This is a genomic window from Blastocatellia bacterium (assembly GCA_035275065.1).
Lineage (GTDB): Bacteria > Acidobacteriota > Blastocatellia > UBA7656 > UBA7656 > DATENM01.
Genome location: DATENM010000102.1, coordinates 69,616 through 91,884, shown reverse-complemented (window position 1 = coordinate 91,884; position 22,269 = coordinate 69,616). Strand labels below are relative to the sequence as shown.

At 61.4% G+C, this 22,269-nt stretch carries 12 protein-coding genes; 2 read left to right on the top strand and 10 right to left on the bottom strand.

What is annotated here, in order from left to right; all coding sequences use genetic code 11:
• Window positions 1-136 precede the first annotated feature (136 nt).
• The 4 genes from VJ464_22820 to VJ464_22805 all read right to left on the bottom strand — a co-directional run bounded on the left by VJ464_22820 (window position 137) and on the right by VJ464_22805 (window position 5,564).
• Window positions 137-1,396 carry a pitrilysin family protein gene (locus VJ464_22820; GenBank protein ID HKQ07978.1) on the bottom strand — a complete coding sequence of 420 codons (1,260 nt, stop codon included), beginning with the start codon at window positions 1,394-1,396 and terminating at the stop codon, window positions 137-139.
• A gap of 167 nt (window positions 1,397-1,563) precedes the next feature.
• Entirely contained in the window at window positions 1,564-3,405 is a 1,842-nt protein-coding gene (locus tag VJ464_22815) for a serine/threonine-protein kinase (GenBank protein HKQ07977.1), read from the bottom strand.
• A gap of 231 nt (window positions 3,406-3,636) precedes the next feature.
• A complete protein-coding gene (locus VJ464_22810) occupies window positions 3,637-5,013 on the bottom strand; it encodes a sigma-54 dependent transcriptional regulator (protein HKQ07976.1) in 1,377 nt (458 codons plus the stop codon).
• Entirely contained in the window at window positions 5,010-5,564 is a 555-nt protein-coding gene (locus tag VJ464_22805) for a hypothetical protein (protein HKQ07975.1), read from the bottom strand. The genes VJ464_22810 and VJ464_22805 overlap by 4 nt, the downstream gene beginning before the upstream one ends.
• Window positions 5,565-6,071: 507 nt before the next feature.
• Between VJ464_22805 and VJ464_22800 the strand changes: the two genes are divergently transcribed.
• Window positions 6,072-6,449: a response regulator gene (locus tag VJ464_22800; GenBank protein HKQ07974.1), complete on the top strand. Its 378-nt coding sequence runs from the start codon at window positions 6,072-6,074 to the stop codon at window positions 6,447-6,449.
• 64 nt (window positions 6,450-6,513) lie between these two features.
• On the opposite strand, the gene VJ464_22795 is transcribed toward VJ464_22800, so the two are convergent.
• From VJ464_22795 to epsC, 3 genes are all read right to left on the bottom strand, one after another.
• A complete protein-coding gene (locus VJ464_22795; protein HKQ07973.1) occupies window positions 6,514-7,722 on the bottom strand; it encodes a DHHA1 domain-containing protein in 1,209 nt (402 codons plus the stop codon).
• A 7-nt stretch (window positions 7,723-7,729) separates the two neighbouring features.
• Window positions 7,730-9,685 (bottom strand): DNA methyltransferase, encoded by a 1,956-nt coding sequence (locus VJ464_22790; protein HKQ07972.1) that lies wholly within the window; start codon window positions 9,683-9,685, stop codon window positions 7,730-7,732.
• Between the two features lie 93 nt (window positions 9,686-9,778).
• Complete coding sequence (epsC, locus tag VJ464_22785) at window positions 9,779-10,726, bottom strand: serine O-acetyltransferase EpsC (GenBank protein ID HKQ07971.1); 948 nt, start codon at window positions 10,724-10,726, stop codon at window positions 9,779-9,781.
• 128 nt (window positions 10,727-10,854) lie between these two features.
• Here epsC and folP point away from each other — a divergent pair, with 128 nt between their 5' ends.
• Window positions 10,855-11,703, top strand: coding sequence for a dihydropteroate synthase (folP, locus tag VJ464_22780; protein HKQ07970.1), 849 nt, complete (start codon window positions 10,855-10,857; stop codon window positions 11,701-11,703).
• Between the two features lie 106 nt (window positions 11,704-11,809).
• Here the strand turns inward: folP and VJ464_22775 are convergent, their stop codons facing one another.
• The 3 genes from VJ464_22775 to VJ464_22765 all read right to left on the bottom strand — a co-directional run bounded on the left by VJ464_22775 (window position 11,810) and on the right by VJ464_22765 (window position 22,097).
• Complete coding sequence (locus VJ464_22775; GenBank protein HKQ07969.1) at window positions 11,810-16,168, bottom strand: S8 family serine peptidase; 4,359 nt, start codon at window positions 16,166-16,168, stop codon at window positions 11,810-11,812.
• A gap of 365 nt (window positions 16,169-16,533) precedes the next feature.
• Entirely contained in the window at window positions 16,534-19,344 is a 2,811-nt protein-coding gene (locus VJ464_22770) for an HYR domain-containing protein (GenBank protein HKQ07968.1), read from the bottom strand.
• Window positions 19,345-19,697: 353 nt separating this feature from the next.
• A complete protein-coding gene (locus tag VJ464_22765) occupies window positions 19,698-22,097 on the bottom strand; it encodes an O-antigen ligase family protein (protein ID HKQ07967.1) in 2,400 nt (799 codons plus the stop codon).
• Window positions 22,098-22,269: the final 172 nt, after the last annotated feature.

Sequence of the window (22,269 nt, the reverse complement as noted above, 5' to 3'; positions counted from 1 at the left end):
TTTATAGTTACAGAGATCAATAGAAACCAAGCCCCGTAGGGGCGCAATGGCGACATTCCGCTCCTGTCGGAGCTTGAGAATTAAACGAGCCGGCTGACTATAAACATTGCGCTCCTAACGGAGCTTCTGGCTGCTTCTACTGCATGATGTCTAATGATTCGATCTGGCCGATAGCTGTGACCGCCATCTCGTCGCCGAAGATCGTCTGCGCCATGCGTTGCACGTCATCCGCGGTCACGCGATCAATGCGTTCGAGAATTTCGTCGAGCGTGAACTGGCGGCCATAGAAAATCTCCTGCCGCGCCAGATTGCTCATGCGTGCCGAACTGCTTTCCAGCCCCAGCATGATCGACACTTTGAGCTGATCCTTGGCGCGCTGCAACTCGGCGTCGGAGACCGCTTCGACTTTGAGCCGGTCGAATTCCGCATTGCTCAAACGGATGACATCATCGATCTGCTCAGGCGAGGTCGCCGCGTAAACCGACAGGTAGCCGGCGTCCGTGTAGGCGTTAACGCCTGAGAAAACCGCATAGGCCAACCCGTTGTCTTCGCGAATGGTTTGAAACAGCCGCGAGCTCATGCCGCCGCCGAGGATGACATTCAGCGTATGCACGGCGTAACGATCCTTGGACATCATTGGCGGACAGGGCGTCCCCATCATCAGGTGCGCCTGCTCCAGGTCTTTGCTGATGATAACGCGCGAGGACGCATGCGTTGGCGCCGACGAGATCAGATCAACAGGCCGGTCAACCAAGCCGCCAAGGTAGCGCTCGACCATTTCGACAAAGGCCCCGTGCTCGACGTTGCCGGCGGCAGCGATGACCAGGTTGCGCGGCGTATAGACGTTTTGAAAGTAAGCGGCAACCCGCTCGTGATCGAAGGTCGCCAGCGTCTTTGCTGTCCCAAGGATTGAGCGGCCCAGCGGGTGGTCCGGCCAGAAGTTGGCGACGAAGACTTCGTGGACGAGATCGTCGGGGGTGTCTTCGACCATCTTGATCTCTTCCATCACGACGTTGCGCTCGCGGTCAAGCTCGCTGTTGTCAAACAGCGGCGCGGTCACGAGATCAGCAATCAGATCGAAGGCGCGCGACAGGTGCTCGTCGAGGACTTTGACGTAGTAAGCGGCGACCTCGCGGCTGGTGAAGGCGTCAACGTGACCGCCGATGGCGTCGCTTTCGACCGCGATTTCGCGCGAGGTGCGGTTGCGCGTGCCTTTGAAAAGCGTGTGCTCGATGAAGTGCGAAATGCCATTGAGCGGCGCGCTTTCGTGACGCGAGCCCGAGCGCACCCAGATGCCGACGGAAGCCGAGCGCACATGATTCATCTGTTCGCTGATGACGGTGAGCCCGTTTTTGAGGACGGTCTTTTCGATGGCGCTGGTTTGTTCGATCATCATTGCTCCCAGAGGCGAATCGTATCACGCGCCTTTAAGCAGGCGCAAACAACCCTCTGCGGAGAAGGGGCCAGGGATTAGGGGGCTAGGGGCTGGGGACTAGGAAATAGGGGTTAGAGGCTAGTAGAGAAAGGCGCGAAGCGCTTCCGTTTCCCCCTAGCCCCTGGCCCCTATTCATAATTCTCGTTGCTGTTCACCGGGTTTACTTTCGGTGGGGTGCGATCTTTACGGCGGTTGGCGTTCTGCGGCGCGTCGGGCGACTGCACAGGCTCGACCGCGGGCGGCTCGGCGCGACGGCGGCGATTGGCGTTAGCGTTGGGGGTCTCCTCTGGTTTCTGCGCGGCTTCCTCTTCATCCGCGTCAGCCTCGTTGTGGTTCGCCGAGGCGTGATGCCGGTTGGCATTCGCCGGGGCTTCGCCCGCTGGTCGCTCTTCAGTTGGCGGCGCCACACCTGCCGACGCACTGCTGCTGGGCGCCGGCGCGTTGATGTTCGCCGGCACTTCTCGGCCAAGCGAGGCCAGCGCGGTGCGCGTCTGTGCGGCGATGTCATCCGCCTTCTGACGATAACCCTCGGCGCGCTGCGTCACCTGCGGATCGTTGTTGTTGGCCTGTGCATAGACTTTTAACTCGCCCTGCCATTCGCGCAGGTTCGATGAGTAGGTGCGGAGCGGATGATCTTTCGGCAGCAGTTCGACCAGCGCCAGCGCCGTGGTCACCGACTGCTGCGCGTCAATGATCGCTTCGCGCGTCGTCGTCGCGCCGAACCAGCGATTGCCGAAGACGAGATAGGCCGCGATGCCCGCAGCGATCAACACACCGATAACTGCTACCCAGATGACCGTCGAGCTGCGATGGTCACGGGTCGCGACCACGTAGGGCGTGCCCGGATAACGATCCGGGCGAACGTAAACGTCTGCCGCGACGCCTGCCGGCGGTGTGTTGACGCGCCCATCAACGGGCGTGTCTATGCGGCTGAGGGCTGCCGGGCGCGGGCGCACGACAGTGGCTTCATCGTCCCCGTCGACGGCAGCGGTCGTCGCCGCCGGGGGCTCATTGCCGAGCGGGACTTGAATGCGCGAGAAGGCGCCGCCGCGGTTGCCTGTGGCACGCACCGGCTGTCCGAGTTGCGCCGCTTCTTCAAACATGCGTGCAAACTCGCCGGCGCTTTGCGGGCGGCGGTCGGGGTCTTTTTCGAGCGCCTGCATGACGACAGCTTCAACCGCCGCCGGGATGTCTGGGCGCTGCGCCCGCAATGGTTCGGGAGGCTCTGTCACATGCGCCACCAGCAGGCGCGTGGACGAATCCCACTTGAAGGGCGTCGAGCCGGCGAGCATCTCATAAAGCACGACACCCAGCGAGTAGATGTCGCTGCGCGCATCAACCGGGTGCTCTTCGCATTGCTCCGGCGACATATAGCGCGGCGTGCCGACAAGGACGTTGTCGCCGGTCAACGCGACGCGGCGATTCAAGTCCTCGCGAATCTTGGCGACGCCGAAGTCAACGACCTCGACCCAGTCAGAGTTGCCGTAATCGCCGATGATGATGTTGTCGGGCTTGATGTCGCGATGAATGACGCCCACGGCGTGCGCGGCGTCAAGCGCGCCACAGATTTGCCGGAGGATGTTGGAGGCGCGGTCGAGCGACAGCGCGCCCTGTTGCCGAATCAACTCGCCGAGCGTGATGCCGTTGACATACTCCATGACGATGAACGGCGTATTGCCTTCGCCGATGCCATAATCCATGACGTTGATGGCGTTGGGATGATGGATGCGCGAGGCGGCGCGCGCCTCCTGCTCGAAGCGCTGACTGAGCGCCGTGTCGGCGGCGAGAGGCGGCTTGAGAATTTTGACAGCGACCTGCTTGCCCATCTGCATGTGAGTGGCGCGGTACACATAACACATGCCGCCGGAGCCGAGCAGCGCTTCGAGGCGATACTTATCTTCGAGAGTTCTGCCGACGAGCGCCATGCCATCGTTGGCTGCCAAATCCACCGTTTCGTTATTCGTACTCATCTCACACCCCATTATTCATACTCATCTCACACCCCAGGGAATCTTGGATTCTCGATTTTCATGGCAGGAGATGCGCTTCGCGCGGCAATTTTGGATGTTCCGACTCTGTATACGCATAGCTACACAACTCCACCAACAGAGCAGTCGAACCTGACCGCTCACCGTTTAACTATGCAATCCAAAATCCAAAATCGCCGGCGCGTCGCGCTAAACCATGAAAACCCGAAATCTTTACATGAACTCAGTCAGGTTGTATTTGCGGATTTTGCTGTAAAGGCGCGGACGGTAAATGCCGAGCATGTTGGCCGCCGCCTGCTTGTTGCCTTTAGTCCGCTTCAAGGTTTGGAAGATCACCTCGCGCTCGATATCTTCCAACTTCATATCCGCGGGCACGTGGAAATCGTTGTTGTGCGCGGCACTCATGGTCGGCGTTTCCATCGCCGTAAACGGCAGATCGGTCGGCTCAATCGCATCGCCTTTTGACAGTAAGACAGCGCGCTCGATGGCCGATTCTAATTCACGCACGTTGCCCGGCCAGTGATAGTTGTACATCGCCGACACGGCGGGCTGCGAGAAGCTGCGCACAGGCTTCGCGTACTTATCGGCGAAGAGGTTGAGAAAATGGTCGGCGAGCAACTGTACGTCTTCGGCGCGCTCCTTGAGCGGCGGCACTTCGATGGTGATCGTCGAGATGCGGTAGTAGAGGTCTTCGCGCAAGGCGCCGCTGCGCACCGCTTCGGGCGGATTGCGGTTCGTCGAACAGACCAGCCGGAAGTCCACCTCGACGGGGCGCTCGCTGCCGAGGCGATAAAAGACGCGCTCCTGAAGGGCACGCAATAGCTTCGGCTGCAATTCGAGCGGCATCTCGGCGATTTCGTCCAACAGCAGCGAGCCGCCATTAGCGCGCGCGATCAAGCCCTCTTTGTCGCGCGCCGCGCCGGTAAACGCGCCCTTGGTGTGGCCGAATAGCTCGCTCTCGATCAACTCCTTCGGCAGCGCCGCGCAATTAACTTTGACGAACGGCCCCTTGGCGCGGTGCGAGTTATAGTGGATGGCGTTGGCGATCAACTCCTTGCCGGTCCCCGATTCGCCGACGATCAGAATGTTGGCGTCGCTCTTGGCGACCGCCTCGATCATCTCGAAGATGTTCTGCATCTGTTTCGAGCGCCCGACAATGTCGCTATAGGTGGTGCGTTGCTGCAAGGTGCGGCGCAACTGGTCGCTCTGCTCAATCAGCGTCTTGCGCTCCAGGGCGCGCTCGATCAGCACTTGCAGGGCGTCGAACTCAAAAGGCTTTTCGACGAAATGGAAGGCCCCCGCCTTGGTGGCATCAACGGCGTTGGCCACCGAGCCGTAGCCGCTGATGATAATCACTTCGATGGACTCGCGCATTTCGCGCAGCCTGCGAGTCACGTCTGTGCCGGACATATCGGGGAGTTGCAGGTCGCACAGCACCAGGTCGAATTCGCCGTTTTCAAACAGCGCGATCCCTTCCTGGCCGTTGCGCGCCGTCGTGCAGCTATAACCTGATTGCGTCAGGTTTAATCGGAGCGAATCGAGAATCGGCTCCTCGTCATCAATGACCAGAATGTTGCCTCGTGTCTTCACTGGGTTTCACCTCTGCGAATTTTGGCTAGGTAATCGTTCAGCCCGTTGATCCCGGCGAGCATCTTCTCGACCGTCTGGCGCTCGTCGCCTTCGGGCAGTTTCCGTGTCAGAAAGGTGGCATAGAGTTTCATCGCGCCGATGGCGTTCTTGATCTCGTGCCACTGCTTGCGATAAACCACCGCGTCGCCTTCTTCCAGATGCGTGCCGGCGCGCTGATTGGCCGGCGTCAGCGTCAAGGCGAAGCCGTACAACTCTTCATCGCAGGTCAGCGACTCCAAGCGCAGGTGCAACACTTCAGCGCCGTTTTCGACCTGCTGCTCGGCGAAGTAATCGCCGGCGCGTCGCCCTTGCCCGAGATGATTCGTCAGCCATCGGGTGATGGCTGAACTTTCGCCGAAGACCTCAGTAAAGTGCTTGTGGCCGACCGGCGAGCAGACGATAAGCGATTTCGGCGCGTTCGCCGAAATCGCAAGAATTCTGCCCGCGGCATCGCAGACTACAAGTGTCGGGTCGCTCAGGCGGGGGACGTCACTAAAATCGTGTGCGGTCATATCTATCAATCCAATCGGTTTCGCCAATCAACAAGCCAAAGGCGGCCATTTCAGCGCTCGTCTGGTTTGAATTGCGGCGGAAGAGTGATGAAGCAAGCTCCTTCCGGACTTTCAGCGAATCAATTCGTCTCGTGCCCGGCATGGCGATAGGCAACAAGTGTATACTGTAATTAAAGTCTTTCTTAAGAACCTCTGCCGGTTTATCATTTGATCGTCACTTTGCGATACGCACGACTATTTGACAAATTGATTGCCCGTCGTACAATAGGCAACCAGTATGCCAGCAGGCGGGCGCAAATTGCCGAGGAATCGACAGTTTCTACGCCGGCGCTGCAATATATCGAGACGCTTTTGCCGAAGGCTGTGACTGCTTTGTGTACGATTGGCGGAATGATGGGTCAAAGCCAAGATGTTGCAAAAAGATGATAAGCGAATGAATTGGCATCTCGTTTGATCGCCGATTCGTCAAACTAGGGATCGAGTGACGCTTAGAACAAGGGAAGATCAATGATGAACTCTACAAAGCGTGTCCTGTTGGTTGACGATTTCGATGACAGCCGTTTCTCTCTGTCCAAGCTGTTAGAGTTCGAAGGCTATGAAGTCATCGAAGCCACCGATGGCGCGCAGGCCATCGAGCGGGCGCTTGCCGACAAGCCCGACTTAATCCTGATGGATTTATCGTTGCCGGTCATCGACGGATTGAGCGCCACCCGGCAGATTCGCCAAAGCAATGCCATGAAGCGCGTGCCGATCATCGCCTTGACGGCCCACGACCTTATAGACATTCAAACGCAGGCCGAAGACGCCGGCTGCACAGACTACGCGCCGAAGCCCGTAGACTTCACGATGCTGATCGATATGATGGCAAAGTACCTGGCCAAGTGAGTCGCTTTCTTCCCCCCACGCTAGCGAGCCTCTGCGGCAGTTTCCCCGAATCATTCATGATCGCTCACGCCAGCAGTTTTTCAGCTGCCAGGCTTATGGCCGCTTCTAAGTTGTCGGCATTCGGCCCGCCGCCTTGCGCTAGCTCTGGCCTGCCGCCGCCGCGCCCGCCCAACAACTGACAGGCTTCCGCAAGTAACTGGCCCATGTTCTGATCGAGCGAAGCCGAGCGCGCGAAGACCAGCCGCGCCGCGCCCGCCTCTCGGGTTCCCAATAGCGCCACCGCCGCCTCGCTCTGGGTGATCTTTGATGCCAGCAGCCGCACTTCATCAAGGTCACGATCATCAAAGGCAGCACGCACCAGTTTGAAATTCCCGACCGACGTTGCCGCTGCCAGCATCTCTGAAGCTTCGACGCCGGCCGTGATTTCGAGCAACTCGCGCAGGCGCTTCTTCAGCGAGCGGGTCTCTTGCAAGGCGCGCGATACCAGCTCTGGCGTCGTGTCGCGCTCGGCGCTGAACAACTGAGCGACCGCCAGCGCCGTCTTACTGACTGCGCGGTACTCGTTGAGCGCTCGATGGCCGCAGACGAATTCCACCCGCGTCATTTTCTTGGCGCGCTCGTAGCCTTTGATGGCGATCAGGCCGACCTGGCCAGTGCGTTTGGCGTGCGTGCCGCCGCACGGCGACCAGTCGAAGTCTGTAATCTCGATGACGCGAATCGTCCCTTCGACAGCGGCCTCTTTGCGCAGCGGCAACTGCCGCGCCTCTGCTTCATTCACCAGATGAACGCGCATGGCGCGGTCTTCAAAGATGACGGCATTGGCAATCTCTTCAGCCGCGCGCATATGGTCGTCGGTCGGTGATGCCAGCTCGATGTCAATCGTCGAGGCGCGTGCGCCAAGGTGAAACGAGCGGGTTTCCGCGCCGCACGCCTGCACAAACGCTTGCGAGAGGATGTGCTGGCCGCTGTGCTGTTGCAAGTGGTCGAGCCGCCGCGCGCGATCTATGCGACCTTGCACCGTTTGACCGATGGCCATGATCCCTTGCGGCTCGACGAGGTGATGAATCATGCCGGCGTCGTCTTCAAACACATCGAGAACGCGAGCTTCATCAAGCCGCCCCGTATCGTTCGGCTGGCCGCCGCCGGTCGGATAAAAGGCCGTGCGATCCAGTATCACGTCATCGGCTTGCCCTGCCGCTTGCACGGCAATGACGGTGGCCGCGAAATCAAGTAGATCGGAATCGGTGAAATAGAGTTTTTCGGTAGGTTGCATCGTTGCCTCAACTGATCCGGTAAGTCGGTGGGTTATCTTCTTCTATGATGACGGCTCCAGTTGGCGTTGAAACGCCAACGGTGCCGCCTTCGGTCCCTTCAGCGATCTTCAACGGCTGTGCCGCGAACATTTCCAACTGCTGGGTCTCGACCAATACTTGCGCGACATCAGGCAAAGATGCCACGACGTTGCGCGCCGCCTTGAGCGCCTCGCTCCAGGTATCGAATCCCTGTTCGAACATGGCCGGCGTGAATTTCGATAGCCGCGCAATGTCGGCCAGCGTTGGCAATCGCCCGAGCATCAAGGTCAGGCGTTTAAGCTCAAGTTGTAGAGCCCGCTTTGATGCGCTGCCGCGCTCGACTGCTCGGGTGGTGCGCTGCCACGATGAGCGCTTCTCGCTCAACCGCCGGTCGGCGACGTGCAGATATTCGTCGGCCTGCTCGATGCCAATATAGCGACGATTCAAGCGCTCGGCGACCAGCGCCGACGTGCCTGTGCCGGCGAACGCGTCCAGCACAATGTCGCCCGGCGTCGTCGCCAGCCGGATGATGCGGTCGAGCAAGCGTTCGGGCGTAGCGCAGGGGTGAGCCTTTTCGCCGGCGGTCTTCTTGATCGGGCGGCGCTCGCGGTGAATGTCGTGCCAGATATCAGTCAGTTCGCCGCGCCAGAGCTGTGCCGACGCGCGCCGCTGGCGCTGGCAGAAGCGGCGCGCGCAAACGTCGGCGCGGTCAGGCGGGAATACCGCTTCATCAAACGGCTGCCAGCCCTGTTCCATCGAGCAGTAATTGAACCGCGCCGGGCGCTCGCCTTTCGTGAAATAAAGCAGCGCATAATGCGCCGGCATCAACACCCCTTTCGGCTCTGGCAGGGCATTCCAGACAATCCAGTTTTGCAAATACAGGCTGGCGCTGCGCGACAGAAAGTCCGCCAACCCAACCGCCCACTTCGGCAGATTCAGGACAAAGAGCGCGCCCCCCGGTTTCAACACCCGCTCGTATTCAACCAGCCAGCGCTTGCACCAGCCGAGATAGTCGCGCGCCGCCAGATCGTCCGTGTAGCCTTCATAACCTTTCGTCAAATTGAAGGGGGGATCGGCAAACGCCAGATCAACGGTTGCCGAAGGGATGCGGCGCAGCACGTCCAGACACGGCGCTCGGTGCAAACGATCAAGCAAATCATCCGGCACGGCGCGCCGCCTGGTAGCGCCAGGGGGCGCTTGATGGGCCAGGGGGTCGAAGGTACGAATCAGCGGCGACGAATCTCTAGCCGTTGTCGCCTGAGCCGGCAGTTCTTCGGGAAAGAGCAGAAGTAGCGATTGGCGTTGCGGGCTTGCGGCGAGGTCGAGAATACGCTCGAAGACCTCGGCAGGCATCAGGTCGCTTGCATCAACGATCAGGTCCATCCAGACATCCGACAGCCTGACGCCTTCGGGGTGCATCAGGTGTGCCTTGCCGCCCCAGTCCTTGAGCGTCTGGTCGCAGTGGCGGCAACGCGGGTGAGGGATGCGCAAAGCGTTAAGCGCCGCGCCCGGCTTTGCCAAAACGAGCAAACCTGTATGCTCGGGCCGCAGGCCGTCGGCCTTTGTCGCCGTCATGGTTCGCACGGCGATCCAGTAGCGAAACGTCAACGTCTCTGCGAGCGCCACCGCCGCCCGCGCCAGCTCGCGCGGCAGGCCATAGATGAACATCAGACCAGAGTCGTCAAGTCGGCAGGCGGCCTCTTTGAGCTGCATGGTCAGGCGTTCCTGGGCGCGACGGTCTCTGCGTTTTGCGTTGAACGGATCAAAGCGTTCCTGCGCGCCGGAGGGGAGCGATGCCACACAGACGGAATAGGTTTCTGGCAGCAGGCCCTCGAACGGCAGCGCCAGTTGAGCAGTGAATCTTACGTCTGGAAAAGTGTGGCAAGCTTGCGCGCGAAGCCCGGCGCGCTCGGCCATTGCGATCAGCGATTCAAAGTAGGTCATCAGTCATTGAGAAGGTGACGAGTGACAAGTGACAAGTGACAAGAAGGATTCGCTGTTCTCTTGTCACTTGTCACTCGTCACTTGTCACTGTAGTTAGACTTCTTGAAACTGTTCGTGGGGCGCGAGCAGGCGCGGCTTCAGCTCGGCCTGTACAACACGCGAGCCGGGCGGCACCGACTCGGTCAGCCAGACATTGCCGCCGATAATGCTTGCTTCGCCAATCACGGTGTCGCCGCCGAGGATGGTGGCGCCGGCATAAATCACCACATTGTCTTCAATCGTCGGGTGGCGCTTCTGGCCGCGGATCAGGCGGCCGGTTTCATCTTTCGGGAACGACAGCGCGCCGAGCGTCACGCCTTGATAGAGCTTGACGCGGTTGCCGATCTCGGTCGTTTCACCGATCACCACGCCGGTGCCGTGATCGATGAAAAAGCTGTCACCGATCTGTGCGCCCGGATGGATGTCTATGCCTGTGCGCGAGTGCGCCATCTCGGTCAGCATCCGCGGCAAGATCGGCACCTCCATCTGGTGTAGCTCGTGCGCCGCGCGGTAAGCCATGATGGCGTAAGCCGCCGGGTAGCTCAGGATGATCTCATCGATGCAGTGCGCCGCCGGGTCGCCGTCATAAGCCGCCTGAATGTCGCGCGCCAGCCGTTGCCGCAGGCGCGGCAGGGATTCGAGGAATTGATAGGCGCATTCCTCGGCCCTGGCGTCGGTCGCAAACGGCAGCTCGCCATCAAGGTGCTTCATGTGATGGAAGCTGCGCGAAATCTGCTCGCGCAGGTGCTCGAAGAGCCAGCCCGTGCGCTCCTGCACGCGATAGATGATGCCGTGATGCGTGACCCCGCCGGCGCTGTAATAACCCGGAAAGATGATCTCTTCGAGCGCCTCCATGATGGCGGCGGCGTCGCTGCGCGATGGCAGCGGCATGCGGTCGAGGTGATGAATCCGCGGCGTCACTTCGTCATACGAAGCGGCGATGCGCTCCATGATCGATGCCAGCCGGTTCTGCTGCGCCGCGATGGTGTGCTTGTCGGTCATCGCTCGTCGCTCCCTTAGCCGCTTGAGGCAAGCGTTATGTTGCGCTGAAGCCCTGGCATTGTCAACCGCCGCCGCCGCGTGCGCCACGCCTTGCGCGGAGGCGCGCTGAACCGTTAGCCTTCACCCCGATGAGAAAGCCCTTTCGGATTGCGCTGCCCGACGGCAAGGGGCTGGAAGTGGGCCTGCGAACGCTGGTCGTTGGCGTCTTGAACGTCACGCCCGATTCGTTTTCTGATGGCGGCCTGTATGACCAGCCGGGCCCCGCCATCGAGCACGCCTTGCAGATGCAGGCGGACGGCGCCGACCTCATCGAGGTGGGCGGCGAAAGCACGCGGCCCGGCTCGGTGCGCGTGTCAGCCGAAGACGAGCTGGCGCGCCTCCAGCCCGTCTTGAGCGCGCTCGGCAAACGCCTGCACATCCCCATCGCCGTTGATACTTACAAGAGCGAAGTCGCGCGCGCCGCCATCGATCTCGGCGCCAGCCTGATTAACGACATCAGCGCCTTGCGTTTTGATCCGCGGATTGCCGAAGTCGCCGCCCGGTCGCGGTCGGCGCTCATCCTCATGCACATGCGCGGCGAGCCGGCGACCATGCAGCAGATGGCGCCAAGCCCGGACATCTTTGCCGAGATAGACCGCGACATGCATCTCGCCGTCCGTGAAGCCGAAGCGCGCGGTGTCAGCCGCGCACAGCTCATCATCGATCCGGGCATCGGCTTCGGCAAAACCGTCGAGCAGAACCTGGCCATCTTAAATCACCTCGGTCGTTTGGCGTCATTCGATCTGCCGTTGCTGATCGGCACCTCGCGCAAGCGCTTCATCGGCGCGCTGACGGGCCGCGATGAGACGGAGCGCGTCTTTGGCACCGCCGCCTCTGTTGCCGCCGCCATCCTGCGCGGCGCTCACTTGATTCGCGTTCACGACGTGCGCGAGATCGTGGACGCGGTTCGCGTCGCCGATGCAATCGTCGCCGCCTGAAAACTTCGCCCTTCCTCTCAGAGTCAAAAAAAGCGGGCCGGCTGCGCGAAGCAACCGGCCCGGTTGAAGGGAAGCCGAAGCCTCCCTGTTTATCGATGATTACGCCTTAGCGCAGTGTTGGCCCTGGCGGCGCAGCGCCGCCGCAGAGGCATGTGTCATTGCGGATGTCGCGATCACTGATCACGCAGATGGTCTTGCCTGCCGGCACTTGCAGCGACGCATTGCCATTGGGCGTCGAACCACCGGCGTTGAGGTTGATCTGCACGCGCCGGTCTGCGGGAACATGCGACAGGGTGTAGGTGTTGCCGGCGCGCGTCACCTTGGCGCGACCCGTGAAGATCGTACCGTGGCAGCACCAGCGGTAATCGCCCGTGATCGTGTTGAACAACACCGTGTTGTTGCAGCCCTCGGAGTCATCCTGCAACCTGCCGTCAAAGACTGAGATGGTGAAGCTGCACGTCGCGGTGTTGCCTGAAGTGTCGGTCGCCGTGCAGGTAACGGTGGTGGTCCCCAGGGCGAAGGTCGAGCCTGACGGCGGCGTGCAAGCGGTGGTCACGCCGGGGCAGTTGTCCGACGCCACCGGCGGCGGGTAGGTCACCACCGTCGTCAACACTCCCGGTACTGCGGTCACGGCACTGACGTTGGTCGGGCAGGTGATCGAAGGCGGCTGGGTGTCGTTTACGGTGACGGTAAACGTGCAGCTTGGCGGCGCGCTATCGCCGCTCGGTTGCGCCGCTGCGGCGCTGGGGCCAACAACGCAGTTGACGGTGGTGGTGCCCTTCGGGAAGAACAACCCACTAGGCGGCGTACAGGTCACCGGGCCACAGGTGCCTGTGGCCATCGGTGCCGAGTAGTTGACGGTCGCGCCGCACTGGTTCGGGTCGCTGTCCTTCGTGATGTTGGCCGGACAGGTGATCTGGCAAGGCACCACTGAACTACAGCAGACGTAGCCGTCGGTGATCGTGATGCTATCAATCCACTGACCGGATAGGCCACTGGCTGCTAACGAGGTGTCGGAACCGGCGCGCCACCTGAGCTTGATCGTCTTGCCAGAAAGGACCGCCCCGAGGTTGACTGTGCTGGTGATGAAGGCAGGCGCCGCCGTCGTGCCACCACTGAGCGACGTCCACGCCTGACGACCGCCAAGCGGATTGTTGAAGCCGGTGCTGATCGTGCCATTGTAGCCGCCCGCCGCGAAGCTGCCGCCGATGCCACCGCTAGTGATGTCGGCCCATGTGATGCCGCCATCGGTCGAGACTTCAAGAACGGAGCCATCAAATCTCGAGCCGCTTCCCTCCCAGTTAAAAGCGTTTTTGAAGGATAACACCGCGTTAGCCGACGTGATGTTAATCGAAGGCGACACCAGATAGTTATCGGTGATGCATGTCGGGTTGTTGTGGAAAGCGGCGTTTGGCGCGGACGGCGGCGAGTTGGTGGTCGCCGTCGTCCAGTTGTTGCCCTGCGCACAGCTTGCCCCATTGACAAACGACGTCGTCCAGCCAGCGGGCAGCCCAGGGGCGGTCGCGCCGTCAAAGTTCTCCGAGAAGACGGTATTGAGCGCGCCCAGGGTGAACGTGTAGGTAACATTACCGAGATCGTTGGCGCCGTCCTGGAAGTGAACGGTCGCCGTGAGCGTGCCGCCGCAACTGCCGGCGGCGGTGAAGGTGAAGTTGCGGCATACCGGCGGGCCGCCTTGCGTCACCACGCCGTAGGTTTGCGCGCCGCTCGGAGAGGTCACCCCGCCGGTCGCCTGCAACGTCCCGGTCATGGCCGCGGTGGTGTCGGCGTTGCCAACGTCCTGGATGCAGAGGCTGACGGTGACGCTTTCACCCGGATCAATCGCGCCATTAGCCGGGGTGCAGCTTTCACTGCCCAGCGTCGCGCTTGCCGCCGCGAGGATCGGCGCGGCACCCGCCGGGGTCACGTTGGTAATGACCAGGGCGTAGTCCTGATCGGGCGCGCCGCCGACGCCGGGGACGCCGTCGCCGGCGATGTTGGTCGCCTTAACGCGCACCAGCACGGGGCCGCTGACGCCCGCCGGAATGAAGACGCTCTCGACGTTGTTGGCCGTGTCGGCGCTGCCACCGGTCGCCGAGTTGGGGCCGCTGAAGACGTTGCCCTTGTAAGTATTGCCGCCGGCCGTGACTTCGAGGTCGAGGTTGTTGACGAAGGCGTTGCCGCTGGTCGGGCCGGGCGCGTCGGTCCACGCCAGAGTGACGCGCAGCGGCTTGGTGTTGTCGGCCACCGTCGCATTGATGAGGCGCTGCTGGCCGGTCGCGGTGAACAGGTCGGCGGCCTGCTGGTCGCGCAGGATGCTGTTGGTCGCGATGGTCGTGAACAGCCGGTCCATGTTCATCAGGCCCATGCCCTGCGAGTTCGACCAGAGCGCGTCATTGGCGCCGACGCCGTTCATGTAGCTCGCCGAGTTCATCAGCGCGGCCTTGGTCATGGCCGGGCTCGGCGGCGCGGCGAATTGGTTGATGAAGAACTGGCGCACCAGCGAGGCGGCGCCGGCAATCGCCGGCGTCGAGTGGCTGGTGCCGTCCGACGCCGTGTAGAACTGCTGGGCGAGCGGCCAGAAATTGCTCGCGCCGGGGCCGGCGCAAACGCCGCTAGCATTAAAACAGGCATTCTGCGCGCCCACGCCGGTGGCGACCTTCGCCGCCTGCGCGACGACGCCCGAGACGTGCGTGCCCGGCGCGACGATGTCCGGCTTCTTGCGACCGTCAGCCGTCGGCCCGCGGCTCGAAAAGCTGATGATGTCATTGGCGTTGTCAGCGCCGGTGTCGTCAATGCCGCACTGGTCGGCGACGCCGAACGCCTGCACGCCTTCGGACGCGCCGGCGGTAATGATGTTCTTGGCGGTGCCGGGCTGGCCGACGCTGTTGCCGCCCGATCTGCCGGAGTTGCCGGCGGCGAAGATGACCACATACTCCTGGTTGCCGGCGGTGCCCGACTGCGCGTCGCGCACGATGGCGTCATAAGACTGGCCGAACGCGCCATATGTGTTTGAGGTGTTGCCCCAACTATTGCTGCTGATGCGCGAGCCATCGGCATAGGCTTGCGATTCGAGGCTGGCGACGTTCGGATCGGTGTAGTCGTCGGGGTCGAAGATCACCGACGAGCCGATCTTCACGTACGGATTGACCCCCAGGCCGTAGTGGAAGCCGCTGGCATCCATGTGTGGCGCGGCGTTGAAGTTGACGCCGCCGACCGTGCCGTTCGGCACGTTGCCCATGATAATACTGCTGTTTTCCGTGCCGTGGCCGTCGCAGCCCTGGAGCGTGCTGCCGCCGTTGGGCGTGCCGACCAGCCGCGCGTAGACGATACGGCTGGTCGAAGAGATGTCGCCGCCGCGGTAGAACGCGAAATGATTCGGCGAGGCAGGGTTGGCGTTGTCCAGGCCGCTGTCAGAGATGTTGACCAGGAAGTTCGAGGTGTCGAACTGCGCCTGCGTGAATCCCTTGTTGGCCAGGTAAGTGAACCACGATAGCCCGGTGTTGGGAACACCGGCGGTGGTGTTGCCGGAGATCACCATGTTCTGGCGCTCGTCGAGCTTCTTGGGCGCGACAAACGGCTCAATGTAGACGACGTCGGGCCGCGAGGCCAGCTCTTTGACCGCGCTTTCCTGCAACGCGACAGTGATGTTGGTGTAGTTGAGAATGTCCCAGCGCACCTTTTCCGCCAGCTTGAGGCTGTCGAGGTAGGTCAGCGTGTCGGTGCGGCCTCTCTGGCTTTTGAAAACCTGGACGGTGTAATAGCCGGTCGCCCCGACCACTTTGCCTTGAAGGCGCAATTCTTCGTTGCGTTTCTCGCTGTAGTAGATGGCCGGGTCGATCTTGTAAGCGTCTTCGTATTCGCCCTGCCACTGCACCGGCTGATTGGCTTTCATCAGGCGGTCAACGCGGCGCAGCGAGCGGCTGTCGCCATAAACGAGATAGGCATTGTTTGGAATGTAAGTGACAATCTCGACGCCCGTAGCGGCCAGCTCGTCGTACCACTCAGGCTTGATGGGGCCGGCAAACTGCACCAGGTGCATGTGCCTGCCGCTCGGCTCGGCGGCGGCGCTGGCAAGGGAAAACGCCTTTGCCTTGGGCGTCGTCGTATCGATGCTGCCGGCGTTCAGCAAGATGAGGTTATATTCGTCTTTAACCTCGACGCTGTTGCGAGCTTTGTAGGATCGGGCGGTGGCAGAATCGACTTCGACCACCTGATAGCTATCATAATCGGCGATCAGCCGCCCGCCTTTGGCGGCCAATTCGTACGCCATCTGGCGGTCTTCCATGCGCAACTTGTGGCGCTCGCCGGGGCTGAGATAGCCGGCTTCAGCAGCGACGGCAGAGGGGAGTTGTCTGGCCTCGCCAGAGTCTTGCGCGGCGGCTTGTTGCGGCCTGTTCCAGATCAAGCAAGGCAACAGCAGCACGACTACGATAATCAACGGCCCAACGATTCGCTTGCTAATCATTTGAGGGTTCTACTACGGGAACCTTAGAGATTGTCCGTGATTGAAGGAGAGCTCTCATTTGAAACGTTGCTAAGTTAGCTGAAACTCTCGGGTTTATCAAGGGCAGAAGTCCTTTTGAGGTAACTATTTAGGGGAAGTATATTGCGCTACATATCCTGATGACTGCGACCCCGCTGAGCCAGGGGTTGACGGTTTGTAAAACGAATCACCATATAGCCCGTTGGAACCGACATTCGGGTGTCGGAGTAAAGATTACAGTTTTCGACCGCGCGACCTCCTGACGCAGGCACAAAAAAGAGCGGGCCGCCGAAGCCGCCCGCCCGTTTTTAGGGAAGTCGAAGCTTCCCCGGTTGATGGGTTATCACTTAGCGGGGGATCGCCGTAGGCGGCGCTGCGCCGCCGCAGAGGCATGTGTCATTGCGGATGTCGCGATCACTGATCACGCAGATGGTCTTGCCCACAGGTACTTGCAGCGACGCGTTGCCATTGGGCGTCGAAGCCCCGGCGTTGAGGTTGATCTGCACGCGGCGGTCGGCTGCCGACTGCGACAGCGAGTAGGTGTTGCCGGCGCGCGTCACCTTGGCGCGACCCGTGAAGATCGTGCCGTGACAGCACCAGCGGTATTCGCCTGTCACCGTGTTGAACAGCACCGTGTTGTTGCAGCCCTCGGAGTCATCCTGCAACCTGCCGTCGAAGACTGAAACGCTGAAGCTGCACGTCGCGGTGTTGCCCGACGTGTCAGTCGCCGTGCAGGTGACCGTGGTTGTCCCCAGGGCGAAGGTCGAGCCCGAAGGCGGCGTGCAAGCGGTGGTGACGCCGGGGCAGTTGTCCGACGCCGTTGGCGTCGGGTAGGTGACGACGCCACCTGAGCCGACCGCCGGTGAAACGCTGGTGACGTTGGCCGGGCAGGTAATCGAAGGCGGCTGGGTGTCGTTGACCGTGACGGTGAACGGGCAGCTTGGGCCAGCCGTCGTCGAGCAGGTGACGGTGGTGGTGCCCTTCGGGAAGAAAGAGCCAGAGAGTGGCGAGCAGGTGGCCGTGCCGCAGGAGCCTGAGGTCATCGGCGCGGGGTAATTCACCACCGCGCCGCATTGGTTCGGGTCGTTCGACTGGGTGATGTTGGCCGGACAGGTGATCCCTGTGCAGCCGCCGACGGTCACCGTGAAGTTGCACATCGCCATGTTCGTTGACGTATCCTTGGCGGTGCAAGTGACGGTCGTCGTGCCGACAGGGAAGCAAGTGCCTGAAGGCGGTGAACAGCTCGCGGTGGCGCCCGGGCAGTTATCTGTCGGAGTGGGTGTCGTGTAGGTGACATTCTGACAGGTGACGCCGACGACCGACATATTGGCCGGGCAGGTGATCGTCGGCGGCTGCGTGTCGTTGACCGTGACGGTGAACGTGCAGCTCACCGGGCCGGGCGAATTGTTGACCAGCGTGCAGGTGACGGTCGTCGTCCCCTTGGGGAAGAACGAGCCCGAGGCCGGCGAGCAGATCGGCATTAGATCGGTGCAGAAGCCGCCGACCAGCGGCGGCGGATAATTGACCACCGCGCCGCACTGGTTAGGATCGTTCGATTGGGTGACGTTGGCCGGGCAGGTTAGGGTGCACCCCACGCTCGGAGAACAGAGGTTGCCTTCGACCAGCACCCCGTAGCTGCCGCAACCCTTGCCCGGGGCAAGCGCAAATACGACCAGGACGACACTCTGCCCCGGCGCCAGTGTCAACGACATCGTCTGTGTCTCACTGGTGGGATCCAGCGTCAGGCTTTGGCCGTCGTCATTCAGGTAGTTCATGCACAAGTTGGTTGAATCATAACTACCCTGGTAAATGGCAAGGCCCGTATTGCCGAAGCAACTTTGAGTGATCGATGCCGTCATGCAGGCCGAGATGGTGTTGTTATTAGTCACCGTGTAGGTGTCATAAAGCATATCGCCCTTTCCCCCGACAGTTTCGGGGCAGGCCTTTCCCGTGCTGCCGCAAAGAGCCGCCAACCCATCTTGAAACAGCCTGCTGGGCTGCGTCGCATCGCCGTCGACGAGGCTGCCGCTGAAGAGCTGGTTGTTGCAGCCTGGTGTTTCGACCGGGAAGCTGATGCACCAGCCGCCGCCAATCATTCCCGTGTCTCCCGTAACCTCGTCGCGCGCATACAGGCTCCAGGTGCCGTTGGCGTTGATGCCGTTGAAGGCGTTGAAGGTATAAGCATAAGGCGCCGCGGGCGACAGGGCCGGGGCAGGAGAGTCGAGCCCCCTCTCCGCGAAGTAACTCACCGGTTTGTAGGTGCCGGAGACCAGCGGGGAATCCGCAGGCGGGTAATTGGTTGCCGACGAGCTGAAGGTGACGTCGACATTGACCGCATCGGTGCTATCCCATGCGCCGTTGTCCAGGACCAGCACTCGATTGTCCGGCGAGACCAGGATGATGTGCAGATCATCCGGATTGGTATGGCTGACGTCATTGAGCGTGACCGAAACCCCGGTGATCGAAGTTGTGGCTCCGCTTACGGTAATCTGTGATGGGTAGGGAGTGGCGTTGCCAGCCCCTCCGCCTCCCTTACCATCCTCAGGCGGAAAGACGATGGGCGTCGAGTTGCAAAATTGCGTTATGCCCGCTGGCGCATTGACGCCGCCGCCCATACGGATTGGCGATTGACCGGTCGCCACCACCGTCTCATAGGCTTCAATCGTGCTGCCGTCATTGAGTCGCCCCTTGAGTATCGCCTGGGGCGTGCCGGCGCTGATGTCTCTCATAAAGGCAATCGGGAAACGGACGACCAGGTCGTTGATCCCGTCTTTATTCACGTCGCGAATTTCAACGTCGTACCTCGGCTTTGCCGGGCGGGTCCGTTTCTCATTGCCGCTGGCCCGCCGGGCACTACCTTTCTTGGTGATCGGGGCTCCCGCAAAGCTGAGCGAGGATTGGTTGATCGAGCTTACGTCGAAATCCTTTGCGCCGAGCACGGCAACCGGCAGGTAATCGCGCGACGCCAGGTCAATGGTTTTCGAGCCGCCGGGGTTCACATCGATTTTGATTCCGTGCCCGCCGACGATTTTCTGGCCGCCGCCGGCGGCGCCGTGACGAAGTCCTACCTGTAGAAAGGCAATCACAATCAGAAAAGCAATGCCACCAATTAGCAGCCTGCCCGTTTTGCTTCTGCGCTGCTCCTTTGAATTTTCCATTTGATCTCCAACTGATTGAGGTCCTGCAGAATGGCTTTGAGTCGAATTCGGATTAAAAGCGACGCGCCCGCGCCACCACCCAAATCCGCTGCGAACAGAGTATGCGAGCAACTGCTGAAGTCCAGACGCGCCGGCTCTGAAAGGCAGGCGCAGGAGTCGGTTAATTATATCGAGCGCGCATGCCAAGTCAAGCGCTAGCCCAGCATCCTCAGGGCCTATTCATTCTCGAATAACCATTGGGGATGAACCGCCAAGACGCCAAGACCGCCAAGAAAAGCTCGGCGTTCTCTTGGCGTCCTTGGCGTCTTGGCGGTTTAAGCCCGGAGAATGAATAGACCCTGCCAGCATCCTCGTTACTGTTTTTGCGAGCCCCTGGCCTCAAGCGTCTTGATTCGCGTTTTCACCTCTTCGATGGGCGCGCCGGCGGGCGCCTCGGCGATGAAAGTCTGCCATTCATTAATCGCCTCACGGTAGCGTCCCATCTTCTCGTAGACAGTCGCCAGCTCGCGGTGACAGTCGGGACATGGCCCCGCCGCCCGGCTCAGAGCAACCGTCAGCTTGACGCGCGCCTTCTGCAATTTGCCGGCTTGCGAATAGCCGCGAGCAATCTCGATCAACGCTTCGGTAGAGCGTTTTTGCTCGTGCGGCTGATTGCGCCGCTCGGTCATGATCTTCAGCGCCGCAGCATCACTTGACATGCCTTCGCCGCGCGCCCGCGCCAGTGCCGTCGCCGCCTCAAGCGAAAAGGGGCGCAGGTCGAGCGCGGTTTCGGCTTCGGCCGCCGCTTGCTCCAGGCGTCCTTCGTTTGTATAAGCGCGGGCCAGCAAAAGGTGGGCGCGGAAATTGTGTGGGTGCAGTTTGACGGCTTCGCTGGCGCTGTCGCGGGCGAGCGTCGTATTGCCTGCCGCCTCGGCCAGCGCCGCCTGAAACAAGTACCCGACATCCGGCGCGAAGCTATGCTTGAGCGATTGCTGCGCATGTGCGAGGCCGAGTTCCTGGGCGCGCTGCGAGGCCGTAGCGCCGCCCTGTGTCTCGCTGCCTGATTGGCGCGCCGCATTCGCCGTCGCTTCAAGATTGCTCAAACAGATGCCGAAGGCGCCGGCCATCATTAAATGATTATCACCCGTCGGCTCGGGACTGCGGGCCGCCACTTCAGCCTGTTCGGCCACTTGATTGAGGTCGCCGCGGTCGGCGGCCGTAAGCGCCCGCTTAATCGCCAGGTCAGCGCGCAATACACCTGTCGCATACCAGATGGCGGTCCCAACCAGCACGCTGCCCGCAAGCCTAACGGCCCAGGCCGCAGGTCGTACCCAGGCCGGGGCGCGGCTTGGGCTATCGGGCTTTGCCTTTGCCCGCGTCTCGACACCCTGACGGTCGGTGCCGATTTCAGCAAGGTTGATAGCGACCTGCGCCAGAGCGATGAACACAAAGCAGTAGAGCCCGGTCGGGAGCTGGTCGTAAATGAAAAAGTTATGCACCGCCACGGCAACCAGCGCGGCAAGCAAGCCTGTGAAGATGATCCGCAAGTCAGACGTGGCGGCCTGGCGTCGCGCCCGCAACAAGAGCCTGAGCGCCAGCACGATGGCCGCAATGTAGAGCAGCGCGCCGGGTAGCCCGTAAGAGACGGCGGCGTCGAGGTAGGCGTTATGCGGGCTGTCATTATCGCCGCCGGTCAGGCGCGCGACCTGACGGGATTCGTAAGCGAGAAAGGCAAGGCGAAAACTATCAGGCCCGGTTCCGACCAGGGCTGATGACGGCAGCATCTTGAGCGTGTCGCGCCATAAGGGCAGGCGGCCTGCACCGGTCAACCCTTCGGCGGTCAGCGACCGCGCCCGCAGGACGATGCCGCGAGCCGCGGGGCTTAGAGCGATGACGCCCGCCGCAACCGCGACAATCACCAGCGCCAGCGCCGCCCGGCGAATCCATACCGCTCGCGGGACGCCGGCCTTGATGCTTCTGCCGCTCCTGATCTCAAGCAGCGCCACGAGGGCCGCCGCCACGATGATGCCGAGCCATGCGCCGCGGGTGCCGCTCAATAGAATAGCCATTAGAGACACACCGGCGGCAATCCAGGCAATTAGACGGATGCGGCCCCTTGCTGACAGACCAAGCGCGGCGGCGAGCGGCGTCGTGTACAACAGAAAATTGCCGAGATAGTCGGCATGTCCAATCATGCCGATGACGCGGCGCACACGGCCTGTTTGCGGGCCATAGGTGTAGAGGCCCGGTTTAACGTACGGGTCATAGCCGAAAAACTGAATGACCGCATAAACCGAAATGACCAGGCCGGTCAGGGCCATTGCCCACAACAGCTTCCGCATCCTTGATTCATCATTGCCGACCGCGATGATGACGCCGAAATAGACGGCAAAGAAGCAGAGCTTTGGCACCAGCCCCATCTGGTTATGGAAGTAGCCAAAGAGCGACGCCGCGGGGTCTATGCCGAAGAAGGTCGAGATGGCGACGCTCGCGACATAGAGAGTGACGACGACCAGGAGTGCAGGGTTGAACAGGCGTGCCAGGTCAGCGCCACGACGCAGGGCGGCAAGCGCGGCCATTGCGGCGAGCGTCGCGATTGCGCTGCTGCCGACAAGCAAGATGGCCAGCTTCGGTGTCACATAGGACCTATAGACCGCCACGGCGAACGCCAGAGGAACCAGCACAACGACCGCGACACACACCCAAAGGATGGCGTTGTCGAGCATGGCTTTGTGGTCGCGGTTTGCTGAGGCCGGTTTCCGTGCTTTCTTCATGGCTTGCGCTTCCGGTTTTCCACCGAAAGATTCGCCGAAGCGTCCGGATGACGTTTCGGTGAGTCTAATGCCGCGCCTTGCAGAACATTTTAATGCCTTCAGCGGTGCGGCCAATTAAAAGAGCGGGCTGCTGCTGGCAGCCCGCCCGGTTGAGGGGAGCGTGCGCCCCTAT

Coding starts and splice junctions, on each gene's coding strand:
- VJ464_22820 (HKQ07978.1), bottom strand. CDS start 1,396: ATGATGATCGAACAAACCAGCGCCATCGAAAAGACCGTCCTCAAAAAC.
- VJ464_22815 (HKQ07977.1), bottom strand. CDS start 3,405: ATGAGTACGAATAACGAAACGGTGGATTTGGCAGCCAACGATGGCATG.
- VJ464_22805 (HKQ07975.1), bottom strand. CDS start 5,564: ATGACCGCACACGATTTTAGTGACGTCCCCCGCCTGAGCGACCCGACA.
- VJ464_22800 (HKQ07974.1), top strand. CDS start 6,072: ATGATGAACTCTACAAAGCGTGTCCTGTTGGTTGACGATTTCGATGAC.
- VJ464_22795 (HKQ07973.1), bottom strand. CDS start 7,722: ATGCAACCTACCGAAAAACTCTATTTCACCGATTCCGATCTACTTGAT.
- VJ464_22790 (HKQ07972.1), bottom strand. CDS start 9,685: ATGACCTACTTTGAATCGCTGATCGCAATGGCCGAGCGCGCCGGGCTT.
- epsC (HKQ07971.1), bottom strand. CDS start 10,726: ATGACCGACAAGCACACCATCGCGGCGCAGCAGAACCGGCTGGCATCG.
- folP (HKQ07970.1), top strand. CDS start 10,855: ATGAGAAAGCCCTTTCGGATTGCGCTGCCCGACGGCAAGGGGCTGGAA.
- VJ464_22775 (HKQ07969.1), bottom strand. CDS start 16,168: ATGATTAGCAAGCGAATCGTTGGGCCGTTGATTATCGTAGTCGTGCTG.
- VJ464_22770 (HKQ07968.1), bottom strand. CDS start 19,344: ATGGAAAATTCAAAGGAGCAGCGCAGAAGCAAAACGGGCAGGCTGCTA.
- VJ464_22765 (HKQ07967.1), bottom strand. CDS start 22,097: ATGAAGAAAGCACGGAAACCGGCCTCAGCAAACCGCGACCACAAAGCC.